The sequence below is a fragment of the Undibacter mobilis genome, from assembly GCF_003367195.1.
Classification (GTDB): domain Bacteria; phylum Pseudomonadota; class Alphaproteobacteria; order Rhizobiales; family Xanthobacteraceae; genus Pseudolabrys; species Pseudolabrys mobilis.
This window is the reverse complement of record NZ_QRGO01000002.1, coordinates 666194-680747: the sequence shown is the minus strand read 5'-3', so window position 1 is coordinate 680747 and position 14554 is coordinate 666194. Positions and strand designations below refer to the sequence as shown.

Annotated in this window: 15 protein-coding genes; 8 read left to right on the top strand and 7 right to left on the bottom strand. The window is 65.2% G+C overall.

The features are described 5' to 3' along the window. Positions 1-207: 207 nt before the first annotated feature. Together DXH78_RS17475 and DXH78_RS17470 are read right to left on the bottom strand one after the other, a co-directional pair. A complete protein-coding gene (locus DXH78_RS17475; protein WP_115518556.1) occupies positions 208-843 on the bottom strand; it encodes a LysE family translocator in 636 nt (211 codons plus the stop codon). 90 nt (positions 844-933) lie between these two features. Continuing rightward, complete coding sequence (locus tag DXH78_RS17470; protein ID WP_115518483.1) at positions 934-1908, bottom strand: glutathione S-transferase family protein; 975 nt, start codon at positions 1906-1908, stop codon at positions 934-936. A gap of 108 nt (positions 1909-2016) precedes the next feature. On the opposite strand from DXH78_RS17470, the gene DXH78_RS17465 reads away from it, so the two are divergent. Next, positions 2017-2535: a GNAT family N-acetyltransferase gene (locus DXH78_RS17465; RefSeq protein WP_115518482.1), complete on the top strand. Its 519-nt coding sequence runs from the start codon at positions 2017-2019 to the stop codon at positions 2533-2535. Between the two features lie 121 nt (positions 2536-2656). Continuing rightward, a complete protein-coding gene (locus tag DXH78_RS17460; RefSeq protein WP_245416920.1) occupies positions 2657-2944 on the top strand; it encodes an HdeA/HdeB family chaperone in 288 nt (95 codons plus the stop codon). A 5-nt stretch (positions 2945-2949) separates the two neighbouring features. Here the strand turns inward: DXH78_RS17460 and DXH78_RS17455 are convergent, their stop codons facing one another. The 5 genes from DXH78_RS17455 to DXH78_RS17435 all read right to left on the bottom strand — a co-directional run bounded on the left by DXH78_RS17455 (position 2950) and on the right by DXH78_RS17435 (position 10622). Beyond that, the gene (locus DXH78_RS17455) at positions 2950-3579 is read right to left on the bottom strand and encodes a LysE family translocator (RefSeq protein ID WP_115518481.1); all 630 of its coding nucleotides are present in this window, start codon (positions 3577-3579) and stop codon (positions 2950-2952) included. A 138-nt stretch (positions 3580-3717) separates the two neighbouring features. Beyond that, positions 3718-5787, bottom strand: a complete 2070-nt coding sequence (locus DXH78_RS17450; protein ID WP_115518480.1) for a hypothetical protein — start codon at positions 5785-5787, stop codon at positions 3718-3720. Position 5788: 1 nt separating this feature from the next. Then, a complete protein-coding gene (locus DXH78_RS17445) occupies positions 5789-8656 on the bottom strand; it encodes a DUF4159 domain-containing protein (protein WP_115518479.1) in 2868 nt (955 codons plus the stop codon). Continuing rightward, on the bottom strand, positions 8653-9609 hold the full coding sequence (locus DXH78_RS17440) for a DUF58 domain-containing protein (RefSeq protein ID WP_115518478.1): 957 nt from the start codon (positions 9607-9609) through the stop codon (positions 8653-8655). Before DXH78_RS17440 ends, DXH78_RS17445 begins: the two co-directional genes overlap by 4 nt. 2 nt (positions 9610-9611) lie before the next feature. Then, positions 9612-10622: an AAA family ATPase gene (locus DXH78_RS17435; protein WP_115518477.1), complete on the bottom strand. Its 1011-nt coding sequence runs from the start codon at positions 10620-10622 to the stop codon at positions 9612-9614. Between the two features lie 218 nt (positions 10623-10840). Between DXH78_RS17435 and DXH78_RS17430 the strand changes: the two genes are divergently transcribed. The 6 genes from DXH78_RS17430 (at position 10841) to DXH78_RS17405 (ending at position 14508) form a co-directional block, all read left to right on the top strand. Next, positions 10841-11479, top strand: a complete 639-nt coding sequence (locus DXH78_RS17430) for a DUF1285 domain-containing protein (RefSeq protein ID WP_115518476.1) — start codon at positions 10841-10843, stop codon at positions 11477-11479. Next, entirely contained in the window at positions 11479-12141 is a 663-nt protein-coding gene (locus DXH78_RS17425) for a CoA pyrophosphatase (protein ID WP_115518475.1), read from the top strand. Before DXH78_RS17430 ends, DXH78_RS17425 begins: the two co-directional genes overlap by 1 nt. Next, positions 12138-12404, top strand: a complete 267-nt coding sequence (locus DXH78_RS17420; RefSeq protein ID WP_115518474.1) for a DUF6111 family protein — start codon at positions 12138-12140, stop codon at positions 12402-12404. Before DXH78_RS17425 ends, DXH78_RS17420 begins: the two co-directional genes overlap by 4 nt. Beyond that, positions 12401-13645 carry a CCA tRNA nucleotidyltransferase gene (locus tag DXH78_RS17415; protein ID WP_115518473.1) on the top strand — a complete coding sequence of 415 codons (1245 nt, stop codon included), beginning with the start codon at positions 12401-12403 and terminating at the stop codon, positions 13643-13645. Before DXH78_RS17420 ends, DXH78_RS17415 begins: the two co-directional genes overlap by 4 nt. A gap of 44 nt (positions 13646-13689) precedes the next feature. Then, positions 13690-13938, top strand: coding sequence for a hypothetical protein (locus tag DXH78_RS17410; protein WP_115518472.1), 249 nt, complete (start codon positions 13690-13692; stop codon positions 13936-13938). A 75-nt stretch (positions 13939-14013) separates the two neighbouring features. Further along, complete coding sequence (locus tag DXH78_RS17405) at positions 14014-14508, top strand: DM13 domain-containing protein (protein ID WP_115518471.1); 495 nt, start codon at positions 14014-14016, stop codon at positions 14506-14508. Positions 14509-14554: the final 46 nt, after the last annotated feature.

Genomic DNA, 14554 nt, shown 5'->3' with positions numbered 1-14554 from the left:
GGAACGCCGGAAGTCCGGCAATTTCCGTGGCGACGACGTCTGTGCGCACTACCAAACCAACACGCGCACAGAGTCATGGGGTTGTTGGGCCCCGGCGTTCCGCGCGCCCTCGTTTTATCGAGTGCGCACTTGGAATGATGTTCAGGACTGCGGCCTGCCCGGGGCCGATCAAACAATGCGGGCGATGACGCGCGACTCTACGGCACATCAGCGCTGCACCAGCGCCAGCTTGACGCCGAGCGCGACGAACATGGCGCCGATGGCGCCGTCGATGAGGCGTTGGAAGCGGCGGGTCGCTTTCAGGCGCGACGTTGCGTGCGCGGTGATGACGGCGAGGATGAGGCTCCACACCGTTCCGCCGATGATGAAGATGACGCCGAGGAACAGGAAAGCCAGCGCCTTCGAGGGCGCATCGTTGCCGACGAATTGCGGCAGGAAGGCGAGGAAGAAGATCGCGACCTTGGGATTGAGCGCGTTGCTGAAAAAGCCCTGCCAGAACACGCTGCGCAGCGGTAGCGCCACAGGTTGCGGCGCGCCGTCGTTCGGTGTCATGGCCGGCCGGCTCAATATCATGCGCAGGCCGATATAAATGAGATAGGCGGCGCCGATATATTTGATGATGCTGAAGGCCGTGGCCGAGGCTGCAATCAGCGCCGACAGGCCGATCGCCGCCGCGGCGATATGCACGACAATGCCGCCGGCAATGCCGAACGAAGCCGCCACGCCGCCGCGCAACCCCATCTGCGTCGAGCGCGCCACAACAAGCGCCGTATCCGGCCCCGGCGTGATGTTCAGGAGCAAGGCCGACAGAACGAAGAGCCAGAGATCGTGCGTACCGAACATGTGTTTCCCGGAACCAGCAACAAGCTCCGCGATCATATCTGGATTCCGGGTTCGCTTGCTATCGCAACCGTCCCGGAATGACAAAGAACTCTAGTTCAACCGGCCGCGATCATGTTTCGCGGTGAAATCGAGCCGAGGGCCGAGGGGCACAATGCCCGTCGGATTCACCGTCCGCTGGCTGAAGTAATAATGCCGCTTGATCTGCTGAAGGTCTACCGTCTCGGCGACGCCGGGAACCTGATAAAGCTCGCGGGCGTAGTTCGACAGGTTCGGATATTCGTAAATGTGCCGCCGGTTGCACTTGAAGTGCGCATAATAGACGGCGTCGAAGCGCACCAAGGTCGTGAACAGCCGCCAGTCGGCCTCGGTGATCGTACTGCCGGCGAGATAGCGCTGCCGCGACAGAATATCGTCGACCTGATCCAGCGCGGCGAACAGATTGCCGAAGGCTTCCTCGTAAGCGTCCTGCGTCGTCGCGAAGCCGGCGCGATAGACGCCGTTATTGATATTCGGATAGACGAGGTCGTTGATGCGGTCGATCTCGGCGCGCAACGCTTGCGGATAGAAGTCGGCGGCGTTGCCGGTCAGGCCGTCGAAGGCCGAATTGAACATGCGGATGATCTCGGACGATTCGTTATTGACGATCGTCTTTGTCTTCATGTCCCACAGCACCGGCACGGTGACGCGGCCGCTGAATTTCGGATCGGCGAGAAGGTAGATCTCGTAGAGGCGGTCCTTGCCATTGACCGTATCGCCGGTCGAGCCTTCGTCCTTGTGGAAGGTCCAGCCCTCTTTGAGCATGTCGGGCGAGACGATGGACATCGAGATGAGGCTGTCGAGACCCTTGAGCTTGCGGAAGATGATGGTGCGGTGCGCCCAGGGGCAGGCGAGCGAGACATAGAGGTGATAGCGCCCGGCCTCGGCCTTGAAGCCGCCGGTCCCGGTCGGCCCGGCGCTGCCATCGGCGGTCACCCAGTTGCGGAACGGCGAATCCTGCCGGACGAAACGGCCGTTCTTGTTTTGGTACCACTCGTCATGCCAGACGCCGTCAACCAGAAGTCCCAAGCTCAGCTCCTTTTTCTGCGGGCCCGCTCCGGTGTATCTAGGGTGTTGGGGAGGCCTCCGCTACCGCCGATGGACGTCCCTGGAGCGGGATGCTAATCGCGTGGTTTCATGAGCGAACTCGATCTCACCATTGTCCCCGAATCGCCGAGCGATGCCCTCGCTGTCGAGCGCCTGAACGAACGGACCTTCGGGCCGGGGCGCTATGCGCGCAGCGCCTACCGCATCCGCGAGGGGCGGGGCCATTTGCCGGAATTGTCGTTCGTCGCCCGCATCGGCACCCTGATGGTCGGCTCCATCCGCCTGACGCCGGTCTGCATCGGCGACACGCCGGCCTTGCTGCTCGGCCCGCTGACGGTGGAGCCTCCGTTCCGCTCGCGCGGCGTCGGCGCGGCGCTGATGGACCGCGCGCTCAAGGATGCCCGGGCCAACGGCCACAAGCTGGTGGTGCTGGTCGGCGACGAACCCTATTACGGCCGCAGCGGCTTCAAGCGCATCCCCAAGGGTCAGGTGAAGATGCCGGGTCCGGTCAACCCGGCGCGGCTGTTGGTGAATGAGCTCGTGCCCGGCGCTTTCGATGGCGTGACGGGGCTGATCCGTCCGGATTGGGTCGAGCCCGCCGCGAACTGAAATAACGTCGCCGTAAAATTCAGAATAATATCAGCGCCGCATGTCGCCCCCGTTCTTGCCGCTGCCTTGCCGAGCGACAAGACTACTTGCGATCCGTTCGTTCGGACTTCAGGGGGACATCATGAAAAAGCTATCGGTGATGCTGGTCGCGGCGGCGATGCTCGCGCCGCTGCCGCTCAAGGCGCAACAGCTCGATCTGTCGACGGTGACCTGCAAGGACTTCGTCACCAGCGACAAGGATACCATTGGCCTCATCCTGATGTGGATCGAAGGCTTCTACGCCAGCCAGGACGCCAAGCCGATCGTCGACTTCGACAAGATGAAGCAGAACGGCGGCAAGCTCGGCGAGTATTGCGGCAAGAATCCGTCGCACAGCCTCATCACAGCGGCCGACGACGTCGTCAAATAGGCGCGCTAGCGGGTCTGGAACGAGCGGCCGGCGTCGGCCAGCGACTTCAGTCCGAACAGCACGAAGGTCACGCCGATAATGCGCGTCACCACGACACCGTGCGTCAGGAAGAAGCGGCGCACGATCGGCAGCCCGGCCCAGAACAAGGTCGCGGCATAACCGAGGACGATGCCGATCCAGGCGGCCAGCCCCATCAGCGGCAGTGACGACCAGGACAGCTCCATGGTGTAGCGCGCAATCAGCGCAGTGAAGACCGCGACCGCCACCGGATACGCCTTGGGATTGGTCAACCCGAACAGGAAGCCGGCGCGATAGGGTCGGTGCCCGCGCAGCACCGGGGCTTCGCCAATCGATTTGGCGCGGACCGCCTTTATGCCGAGATAGATCAGGTACAGGCCGCAGCCGGCGCCCAGAATGTCGAACAGCAGCGGGCCCATCTGGCTGACGCCGACGATCGAGGCAAAGGCCATTGCGCTCCAGGTGACGTCGCCTGCCATGTGCCCGATCAGGAATTTGGCGCCCATGGCGCGGCCGTGCTGGGCTGCGAGCGAGAACACGAGCAACACCGCAGGCCCGGGGATCACCGAATAGGTGAAGCCGGCGATCACGGTGGCGATGAACAGAGAGAAGGTCATGGCAGGGGGGCCTTGTTTTCTCCATTGTCATTCCGGGACGCTTGCGAAGCAAGCGGGCCCGTAATCCACATCCCCGGCGCCGGGGTTATGGAATCCGGGGTCGCGGATTTCATCCGCGCCCCGGAATGACAGAGGTTATTATCGGCCTTCTCTGGCCCAGGTCAGCGCTAGCGAGCCGACCAGCAGCAACAGGCCAATCAGGCCGGTGAAGATCGGCAGCACGCCGATGCCGCGGACCACCGACACGTCGCGCATTTTCATGCCGATCCAGTCATCGCCCTTGTAGGTCGAGGCGGTGCGCACCGGCACGACGCGCGGGACCTCGACGCTGCTGTTGCCGGCAACGAGACGGCGGACACTGCCGCCGGTGCTGTCGGTCAGCGACGCGAGCGTCTGCGTCGTCGACGTCACTTCCTGGAATTCGCGTGGGTTAGCCGGACCGACATTGACCAGTGCGGTCAGCTTGCCGTCGGTTGCACGCCAGAGGCCGAGTTCGTTGGCCGGCACCTGCGAGCGCCACAGGCCGGGCTCGGCCGACGCCAGCTTGAGGATCTGGCTCTTGCCGGAGGGTGAGGTGATCGTCACATCGGCCACCGCGTCAGCCATGGTCTGGCGCTGCACCGTCATGTCGCGGCCGCGCACAATGAGACGCAGCGCTTCCTCTTCGAGGTCGGGCTGCTTCATCAGCCAGTGCGACAGCCGCCGCAGCAGATCGAGATGCGGGCCGCCGCCCTCATAGCCGCGCGCCCACAGCCAGATGTGATCGGACAGCATCAGCGCGACGCGGCCTTCGCCTTCGCGTGCCAGAACCAGAAGCGGCTTGCCGTCGGGCCCTTGCATGACCGTCGTGCCGGTGGTGCGCTTGGTGTTGACCAGCCGGAACCAGGGGCTCCAGTGCGGCGGATCGGTTTCCGAGCCCTCAAGCGCGCGCGTGACGGGATGGCGCTTGCCGGCGTCCGACAGCCGGGCATGGAAACCCTGTTCGGTAACATCGCCAGACGGTTCGGCCGGCAGGATGACGTCGAGCGGCGTGCGCCAGATCGAGGTTGGCGAGGCGTAGTCGGGGCCGGCGGCGATCATCACGGCGCCGCCATTGCGGACATAGCGCGCGATGTTGTCGAAATAGATTATCGGCAGCACGCCCTGTCGGGCATAGCGGTCGAAGATGATGAGCTGGAATTCGCCAATCTTCTGCTGGAACAGTTCGCGCGTCGGAAAGGCGATCAGCGACAGCTCGTTGATCGGCGTGCCGTCCTGCTTTTCCGGCGGCCGCAGAATGGTGAAGTGAACAAGATCGACCGAGGCATCTGATTTCAGGAGATTGCGCCATGTGCGCTCGCCGGCATGCGGCTCGCCCGAGACCAGCAGCACGCGCAGCTTGTCGCGCACCCCGTCGATGGAAATGACAGCGCGGTTGTTGACCAAGGTCAGTTCGTTGGCGAGCGGCGCCGCCTCGACCTCGACGATGTTCGGACCGGCATGCGGGATTTGCACCTGCATGGTGACTTCGGCGCCACCATTGACGGTACGCTGCTCGAGCAATTCGCCGTCACGCCGCACGGTCACCTGCACCGGACCGGCGGGCATACCCTGATCCTCGACCTTGAAGCCGATGGTCTGCATCTGGCCGACGATGCCGAAGCGCGGCGTCTGCGTGAGGACGACACGCCGGTCGAGTTCGTTGGCGCGGCCGGTGATCAAGGCATGCAATGGGGCGGCAAAGCCGAGGGCCGCAGCATTCGCCGGAATATCGTGAACGCGGCCATCGGTGATCATGACCGCACCGGCGACGCGATCGGGCGGCACATCGGCGAGCGCCGAGGATAAAGCGCTGAACAGTCGCGTACCGTCGGTCTCGCCGTCGGCGGCGCCGGCTTCAGCAACGCGCACTTCAAGGCCCGGCACGCGCTTCAGGCGGTCGATTAGTGTCTCGCGGGCTTGCTCGGTTTGCGCTTCGCGGTCGCCGAATTCCTGGCTCGGGCTCTTGTCGATGATGACGGCGGCGACCGACGGGATCGGGTCGCGGTCCTCGCGCGTCATTGACGGATTGGCGAGCGCGAGCACCAGCAGCGCCATGGCGACCGAGCGCACGACGGCGCCGCGGCTGCGCGCGATCAGCAACAGCGCCGACAAGAAAACGGCAACCCCGAATGCCGTCCAGACGACGTATTGCGGAACCAGCGGTGCGAAGGCGACGCCGAGATTCATGTCACTGTCCCAACCGTTCGAGCAGGGCGGGGATGTGAACCTGGTCGGCCTTGTAGTTGCCGGTCAGCGCATACATCACGATGTTGACGCCGGCACGGAAGGCGAATTCGCGCTGGCGCGGTTCGCCCGGCACCAGCGGCAGCATGGCCTGGCCGTCGGGCCGCAGCGCCCAGGCGCCGGCCAGATCGTTCGACGTGATCATGATGGAGGAGACGCCGTCGCCGGCGCGTGCCGGGCGACTGGGGTCTTCCTCGACATCGGCCGGCAAGGCCTCGACCCAGAGTCGGCCGGTGGTGAAGCGGCCGGGGAAGTCCTTCATCAGGAAGAACGTCTTGTTGAGGACGTGATCGGCGCGGATCGGCTCCAGCTCCGGCACGTCGAGCGACGACAGGATGGCGCGCAACGCGACCATGCCGGGCGAGCGCGTCTCGCCGTCGGCGCCCGGCGGCGCGTCGATCGCGTCGCGCGTATCGAACAGCACGGTGCCACCCTGCTTCATGTAAGTGTCGATGCGGTCGAGTGTGGCACGTGAAGGCTTGGCGGCGCGTTCGGAGATCGGCCAGTAGATCACCGGAAAGAACGAGAGCTCGTCGCGCGAGGGATCGAGTCCGACCGGCTCGCCCGGCTCGAGCGCTGTGCGTTGCGCCAGGAACAGTGTCAGGCCGTTGAGGCCGGCGCGGCTGATTTCGTCGACCTCGGCATCGCCGGTGATGATGTAGGCGAGATGCGTCTGTTGCGTCGCCTTGATGGCGTAATCCTGCTGTTGCGGCGACAGCGGGGTCCGTTGCGGCAGGCTTTGCGCCGGCACCAGCGTCGACTGCGCGCGAGCGTGCTGCGGCATTGCCAGTGCACCGGCGAGCGAGAGCATGACCAGAGCCGCGGTGGCGGCGCCGCGGCGGCGAGAGAATGCCGCCATGCCACCGGCAAGCACGAACACCACCAGCGCGTCGAGTGCGATCAAGCCAAACGCCGCCATGAACACAGGGCCGCGCAGATCGACGGGCTCGCCGAAGCGATAGACGTCCTGCCGCGCATTCAGGGCCGAGACGTTAAGCGGGGCAGGGCGATCGTCGGGCGCGAGTGTATTGACGGCGACCAGGCCCTCCGGCGGGCCGTAGAATCCGGGCGGATGATCGGCGCTGGCGCGGCCGGCAAAGCCCGTCGGAACGGGCCGCGCATTGGCGGGCGGCGTCGTGAAGGCGCCGAAACCGTCAAGCACGCGCGTCGGCGGCACCGCCTGCGCATTGGTGCGGCCGGCGGTGTCGGCGGCGTCGCCATCGGCGGCCGGAGTCGCGCCGGACAGCGACACGATCTGGCGCAACATGTCGACGAAGGCGCCGGACAGCGGCAGGTCGGACCAGCGCGTATCGGCGGTGACATGAAACAACACAACGAGCCCCTTGCCGCGCTTCTGCGCGGTGACGAGCGGCGTGCCATCGGCCAGCGTTGCCCAGGTGCGATCGGCGAGCGTCGCATCGGGTTCGGCCAGCACTTGACGGGTGACGGTGACGTCCGTCGGCACCGGCATCGCAACGAAGGGGCCTTCGCGTGAGAACGCAGCGAGTTGTTGCGGCTTCTCCCAGCTCAGCGAGCCGCCAAGAATACGGCCGCCGCGGCGCAGCCGGACCGGCACGAGGTCGTCGCTGCCGGCGGCGAGATGCGGACCGGCAAAGCGCACCAGCACACCGCCATTTTCGATCCAGGTGTCGAGCCGTGAGCGCGCTTCGGCAACATTGCCGACATCCGCGAGCACCAGCATCGGCAGGCGCTGGTCGAGGAAGCGGCCAATCGCCTCGGCCGGCGCCACGCTTTCGGCGAGCCGCACATCGGCAAAGGGATTGAGCGCGCGCGACAGATAATAGCTGGCGCCGAGCAGCGGCTGGGAGCGGTCGGCAGCCGAACCGGAGACGATGCCAACGGTCCGGCGGCGCCAGCGCTTGTCGAGCAGTTGCACCGCGCCCGCCGAATGTTCGCCGGCGATCTCGAGGCGCGCGACGTCATTGCGGATTTCGACCGGCAACGTGATCTTCGCTTCCCCTTCGCGGTCGCCTGCACCGAAGGCGAAGGGCGCGTCGCCAAGGGGCAGGCCCTTGAGGTCGATGGCGTGAACAAGACCGTTCTCGCTGATGCCGGTCTGCGCGCGCAGCACCTTCACGGTGAGGGCGCCGGCGGCGTTGTCCGCGGCGGCCAGCGCATGCGGAATGGTGGTGCCGCCCGATACGACCGTCATCGGCCGTGTGCCGGCGATCTGCTTGAGGCCGTCGACGAAGCCGGCGCCCTTGCCCATGTCGACGCCATCGGACAGCCACACGATCTCGGCCTCGGGCGTGACCTTGAGGAAACGGTCGATCAGCGGCAACGCTTCGATGCGGTCGATCGAATGCGGCTTCGGCTTGAGCTGCTTCACTTGCACGCGCAGGGCGCCAGCGACCTGCAGCGAAATATCGCGGGCGGTTTCCGACAGCGGCAGCAGGGCGACGCCGCGATTGTCGGCTTCGGCGCGGGCCATCAATTCGTCGGCGGTGCGCAGCCGCACGTCCCAGGCCGATGCGGCACTCCAGCCGTCGTCGACGAGGATCAATAGCGGCGCGTTCTTCGCACCGGTCGCGACCGGCGGATTCCACAACGGGCCTGCGGCGGCGAGGATCACCAATGCGGCGAGCAGCATGCGCAGCAGGATCAGCCACCATGGCGTGCGCGACGGCGTCTCTTCCTTCGGCGCGATCTCGAACAGCAGCCGGGTCGGCGGAAACGACACAACGCGCGGGCGCGGCGGCACCAGCCGCAAGAGCCACCACAACACCGGCAAACTCAGCAGGCCGAGCAGGATCAGCGGCTGGGCAAAGGCGAGTGGGAGCGAACCGATCATGCCACGCTCCCGGTGTGCCGGCTGTTAAGCGCGGTCTGGAGCGAATGTGCGCCCATGCGGCCATGCAAAGCGAACAGCAGTTCGGTCGGGCCGCGGTCGGTGCGGTGGACGGTGAAGGTCCAGCCGAAGGCTTCGGTTTCGGCGCGCAACGCGGCGCGATGATTGGCGAGCAGCGTCTGATAATCGCTGCGCCAGGTTTCGGCGCGACCGGCGGTCACGCTGCCGAGCCCTTCGGATTCGACGAACTCGACGCGGCCGGAATAGGGGAAGGTTTCTTCCGCCGGATCGCAGACCTGCACGACATGGCCCCGCGCGCCATTGGCGGCAAGCTGGCCGATCATCTTGCGATACTCGGCGATGGGGCTCCAAAGGTCGGAGAAGATCACGACTTCCGAAAAGGGCGCCGGCGCGAAGTTCGGCGGCAGGCTCGGCCGCTCGGTGCGGTCATGGATGATACGCTGTGCCATGGTCTCGATGACATTGCGGCTTGACGACGGGCGCATCAGCATCGGAATGCCGATGCGTTCGCCGCCTTGCACCAGCACCTCCGACAGCGCGAAGGACACGACTAGCGCACGGTCGAGCTTCGACCACTCAGTCAGGTGCGAGGAGAATTCCATCGACGGCGAGCGGTCGGCCCACATCCAGATCGTGTGCGAGGCCTCCCATTCGCGCTCGCGCACATAGAGATGATCGTCGCGCGCCGAGCGCCGCCAGTCGATGCGGCTGGCCGGCTCACCCGACGTAAAATGGCGATACTGCCAGAAGTTCTCGCCGGTGCCGGCGCGGCGACGTCCGTGCAGGCCATGGATCAAGGTCGCGGCGACGCGGCGCGCTTCGAGAATGAGGCGCGGAATGCGGGCGGCCAGCTTGCTGCTCTTGCTGGCGGCGGCATTGACCGGCGTCGCGCTTGTTCCGGTAACGGTCGGCTCGGCCAAATCGTTTCCCGCCATGTTTATCCGATGCGCGCCTTCAGCCGCTTGATGACATTGCCGACGGTTTCGCCTTCGGCGCGCGCGGCGAAGGTCAGAGCCATGCGGTGCTTGAGGACGGGTTCGGCGAGTTCGAGGACGTCGTCGATCGACGGCGCGAAGCGGTTGTCGAGCAGGGCGCGGGCGCGCACCGCCAGCATCAGCGCCTGCGAGGCGCGCGGGCCGGGACCCCAGGAAATGAGACGGCCGAGGTCGCCGGCTTCCTCGCCCGGACGCGCCGAACGCACCAGCTGCAGGATCGCTTCAACGACGGACTCGCCGACCGGCAGGCGGCGTACCAGACGCTGCGCCGAGAGCAGATCTTCCGAGGTCATCGCCGCCTTGGCCTGTGAGTCCTCCGCGCCGGTGGTGTCGAACAGGATTTTACGCTCAGCGACGATGTCGGGATAATCGACGTCGATTTCCATGAGGAAACGGTCGAGCTGGGCTTCGGGCAGGGGATAGGTGCCTTCCTGCTCCAGCGGGTTCTGTGTCGCCAGCACATGGAAGGGCTTGGGCAGATCGTGTCGCGCCCCGGCAACCGTCACATGCTGCTCCTGCATGGCCTGCAGCAGCGCCGACTGCGTGCGCGGCGAGGCGCGGTTGATTTCGTCGGCCATCAGAAGCTGGGCGAAGACCGGCCCCGGAATGAAGCGGAAGCTGCGCTTGCCGGCGCTGTTCTCTTCCAGCACTTCGGAGCCGAGAATGTCGGACGGCATCAGGTCGGGCGTGAATTGCACGCGACGGGCGTCCATGCCGAGCGCGATTCCCATGGTTTCGACCAGCTTGGTCTTGGCGAGACCAGGTACGCCGACCAGCAGCGCGTGGCCGCCGGACAGCACCGTGATCAGCGCTCGCTCCACCACCGTTTCCTGGCCGAAGATGACGGCGCCGATCGCATCCTTGGCGGCGCGCACATGGGCGGCCGTGGTCTCGGCCGCGCGCACGATCATATCTTCCAGCTTCTCAATGCTTTCACCGCCTGCCGACGCCATGCTTCGATCCCTTTTTCAAATCCTGCGCCGCGCGGCTTGCGGACCGGGCGGTTCGGCTTGCCTAGAGGCTATGCAACAAACGCACCAAGCAGTTATGGCGTCTTGCCGAATCTGCCTCATTATTTCGCGTAGCCTACGCTATCTTCTTGTGGCGTCGGGGATTGTCACAAAGTTGCGAACAGCCGGCGTGCGCCATAGGACAGAGTACGAAGGTAACAATGGCGAAGACAGGGCAAGACAAGCGGGCGGAGGCCGGTTCGGACCGCAAAAAGGGCGGGCTGGACGGCATCGCCGCCATGCTGCCCAAAGAGGGCAGTGCGAAGGGCGGTAAGGGCCTGCCGCCCGTGCATCTGTGGAATCCGCCGTTTTGTGGCGATCTCGACATGCGAATCGCCTCGGATGGCACCTGGTTCTATGAAAAGACACCCATTGGCCGCATCGGGCTGGTCAAGCTGTTCTCCTCCGTGCTCAAGCGCGAGGGCGACAATTATTTTCTGGTCACGCCGGTCGAAAAGGTCGGCATCGTGGTCGACGACGCGCCGTTCACGGCGGTGGAACTCAGGCTCGCGGACGGGGCCGAAGGCCACACATTGAATTTTCGGACAAATGTCGATGAATGGATCGCGGCCGGTCCCGGCCACGCGCTGCGTTTCGAGGAGGATGCCGAGAATGGCGGGCTGGCCCCCTATCTTCATGTCCGTCGCGACCTGTGGGCCAAAGTGACACGGGCGCTGTTCTACGATCTGGTCGACCTTGGCGAGGAACGAGACATCGGCGGGACGGCCATGTTCGGCGTTGCCTCGCGCGGCGAATTCTATGCGATGGCTGAAGCCAGCGCCCTGCGGGAGTTTTCCTGATGCTTGACCCGCAATCGCGCGGTGCGTCGCTGTCGGCGGCGGAATTCTTCGCACGCGTGCGCGAGCGGCTGACGCTCGACGCCCCGCACGGCATTACCGATCCCGATTTTATCCCGGCGCGGGGCGATCACGATGCCGAACCGGTCATGCAGAAGATTGCGCAGGTGAGGCCCATCCGTCCTGCCGCGGTGCTGATCGCCGTCGTCGATCATCCGGAACCGACGGTGTTGCTGACGCAACGCGCCCAGCATCTGCCCGATCATCCGGGGCAGATTTCGTTTCCCGGCGGCAAGATTGACAAGACGGATGCCGATCCGGCGGCGACGGCGCTGCGCGAAGCCGAAGAGGAAGTTGGCCTCAAACGCGAGCTCATCGAGCCGCTCGGCTATCTCGATCTCTACATGACGACGCTCGGCTACCGCATCGTGCCGGTGATCGCGCGCGTCGAGCCTGGCTTTACACTCACGCTCAATACCGCGGAGGTCGATGTTGCCTTCGAGGTGCCGCTCTCTTTCCTGATGGCGGACGGCAATATGCAGCGGCATTCGCGCCAGTGGCAGGGCGTGGAGCGACATTATTATGCGCTCACCTTTGGCGAGCGTTACATCTGGGGTGTCACCGCCGGTATCATGCGCAACATGCGCGAGAGGATCTATCGATGATCCGTACGATCGCGACCGAAGTTGCGCTGTTCCTGACGCCGTTCGCGCTCTACGCGGTGTTTCTGTGGTCGACCAAGGCCGGCGTGTTCGATCCGGAGTCCTGGCCGGTGCAGCGCATCGCGTGGCTGGCGATCGCCGCGCTGCTGCTGGTCGTCGCCAGCTTCATCTATTTCGCGCAGTATGGCGGCGCCGATCCGGGATCGCGCTACGTGCCGGCGCATATCGACGAGCAGGGCCGTTTCGTACCGGGGCAGATGCGATGAGCGCGACGCCGCGGAACGTCGATTTTGCCGTCTGGCCGTTCGCCGCGCAGCTGGCGCGGTTGCTCGACGTGCTCGATCGCGACGGTGAGGAGGCGCGTGTGGTCGGCGGCGCGGTGCGTAATGCGTTGATCGGCGTGCCGGTTCATGACGTCGACGTCGCCACCACCGCGGTGCCGGACGAAGTTGTGCGCCGCGCCAAAGCCGCTGGCTTCAAGCCGGTGCCGACCGGCATCGATCACGGCACAGTCACGGTCGTCATCGACAAGCACCCGTTCGAGGTGACGACCTTGCGCACCGATGTCGAGACCTTCGGTCGCCACGCCAAGGTCGAGTTCGGCCGCGATTGGCGCGAGGATGCGCTGCGCCGCGATTTCACCATGAACGCGTTGTCGGCAACGCGCGATGGCACGGTTCACGACTACACCACAGGGCTTGCCGATCTCGAGGCGCGCCGCGTTTGCTTCATTGGCGATGCGCGACGGCGCATCGAGGAAGATTATTTGCGCATCCTGCGCTTCTTCCGCTTCCACGCCGCCTATGGTCTGGGCCATCCCGACGCCGATGGCCTTGCTGCCTGCATTGATGAGCGCGAAGGCCTCGATCAGTTGTCGCGCGAGCGCGTGCGCATGGAGATGCTGAAGCTCGTCGTTGCGCCCCGCGCCGCACCCACGCTTGCGGCGATGGCGCATGCCGGCCTTTTGCTGCGCGTGCTGGGCGGCGTGCCTTATCTCGCGGCCTTCGAGAACATGGTGAAAGTCGAGGCAGCGATCGGCCTGGCGCCCGATGCGGCGCGCCGGCTCGGCGCGCTCGGCGTCGTCATCACCGAAGATGCCGAGCGTCTGTCGCAGAAGCTCCGCCTCGCCAATGCCGAGCACGCACGGCTCAAAGCGATGGCGGAAAACTGGCGACAGTTTTCGCCGCAGGCCGATGAGACCCCGGCGCGCGCGTTGCTTTACCGTCTCAAGGAGGCGGCCTTTACCGACAGCGCGCTCATGGCCTGGGCGCGCTCGCCGGATTCCGATCGTGACCCGTTATGGCGCGCGTTGGTGACATTGCCGCAGCGCTGGACGCCGCCGGTGTTCCCGCTCAAGGCCGATGATTTTATGAAGCGCGGCATTGCCAAGGGACCGGGGCTCGGCATGGCGTTACGCGCAGCAGAAGAAGCGTGGATCGCGGCCGGATTTCCGGCCGATGCGGCGGGGCTTGAGGTTATCGCCGATAAGGCCGCCAAACCGGCTTGAGACGCCATCTGGCCAGTCTCATACGTCAGTATTAAACTACATACATGAGCGACATCCGCCGCCCCGCCGATCTGGCGAAAAGGATGGCCCGACGCCTCAAGGCGCGCGGAAGTTTGAGCGACTCCTTCCGCCGCGAAACATTCGCGCTGCCGCGCGAGGCCGCACGCGCCAAGGCGCGCGAATGGTTCGAGCGCTATCCCAAGGCCGCTTATATGACCGAGATCGAAAGTTGGCGCGTGCTGCCCGGCGACACGATCGAGTTCACCATGCGGCGGTTGCCGACCGCCGATTGATCTGCGGAATAACGAGCATGTGTCTGGCCAGTTGATGGGTGCATTCCTTATGGTCGCTCGACACAGGGGTGACACATGCGCGGATTTTGGCGGGGCCTTGCGATATTTCTGCTCGGCGGCATTCTCGGCACCGGCTTCGGCGTCGCGCTCGGCTTCTTTCTTTTTCCCTTCGTGTTTCCGCCGCCGCCGGCCGTGGAGCAAATCACGGAGGCTGACCGTGCCGCGCTCTACGCGACGGGCACCTTCATTCACGCCAACCCGTCGGACCCGATCCACTACGGCAAGGGCAAGGTCAGCGTCTATCGGCGCGCCGTGTTTCTGGAGCCCGACTTCGAAGTCGGGCCCGGACCGGCTTATCACGTCTATCTGGTGCCGAAAGCGACCGTGCGCGGCGAAGCCGACGTCAAGGATTCGATGTTCGTCGATCTCGGGCGCCTGCGCGCCTTCAAGGGCAGCCAGCGCTATTCCATTCCCGAGGGTGTCGATCTGTCGAAATATCCCAGCGTCGTCATCTGGTGCGAGCGTTTCGGCGTGCTGATTTCGCCGGCCGATCTTGCCGCCGCGAAATGACGATTTGATATGCGGCGCGCGGTCTTGACCTGAAGGCGTTGAGCGG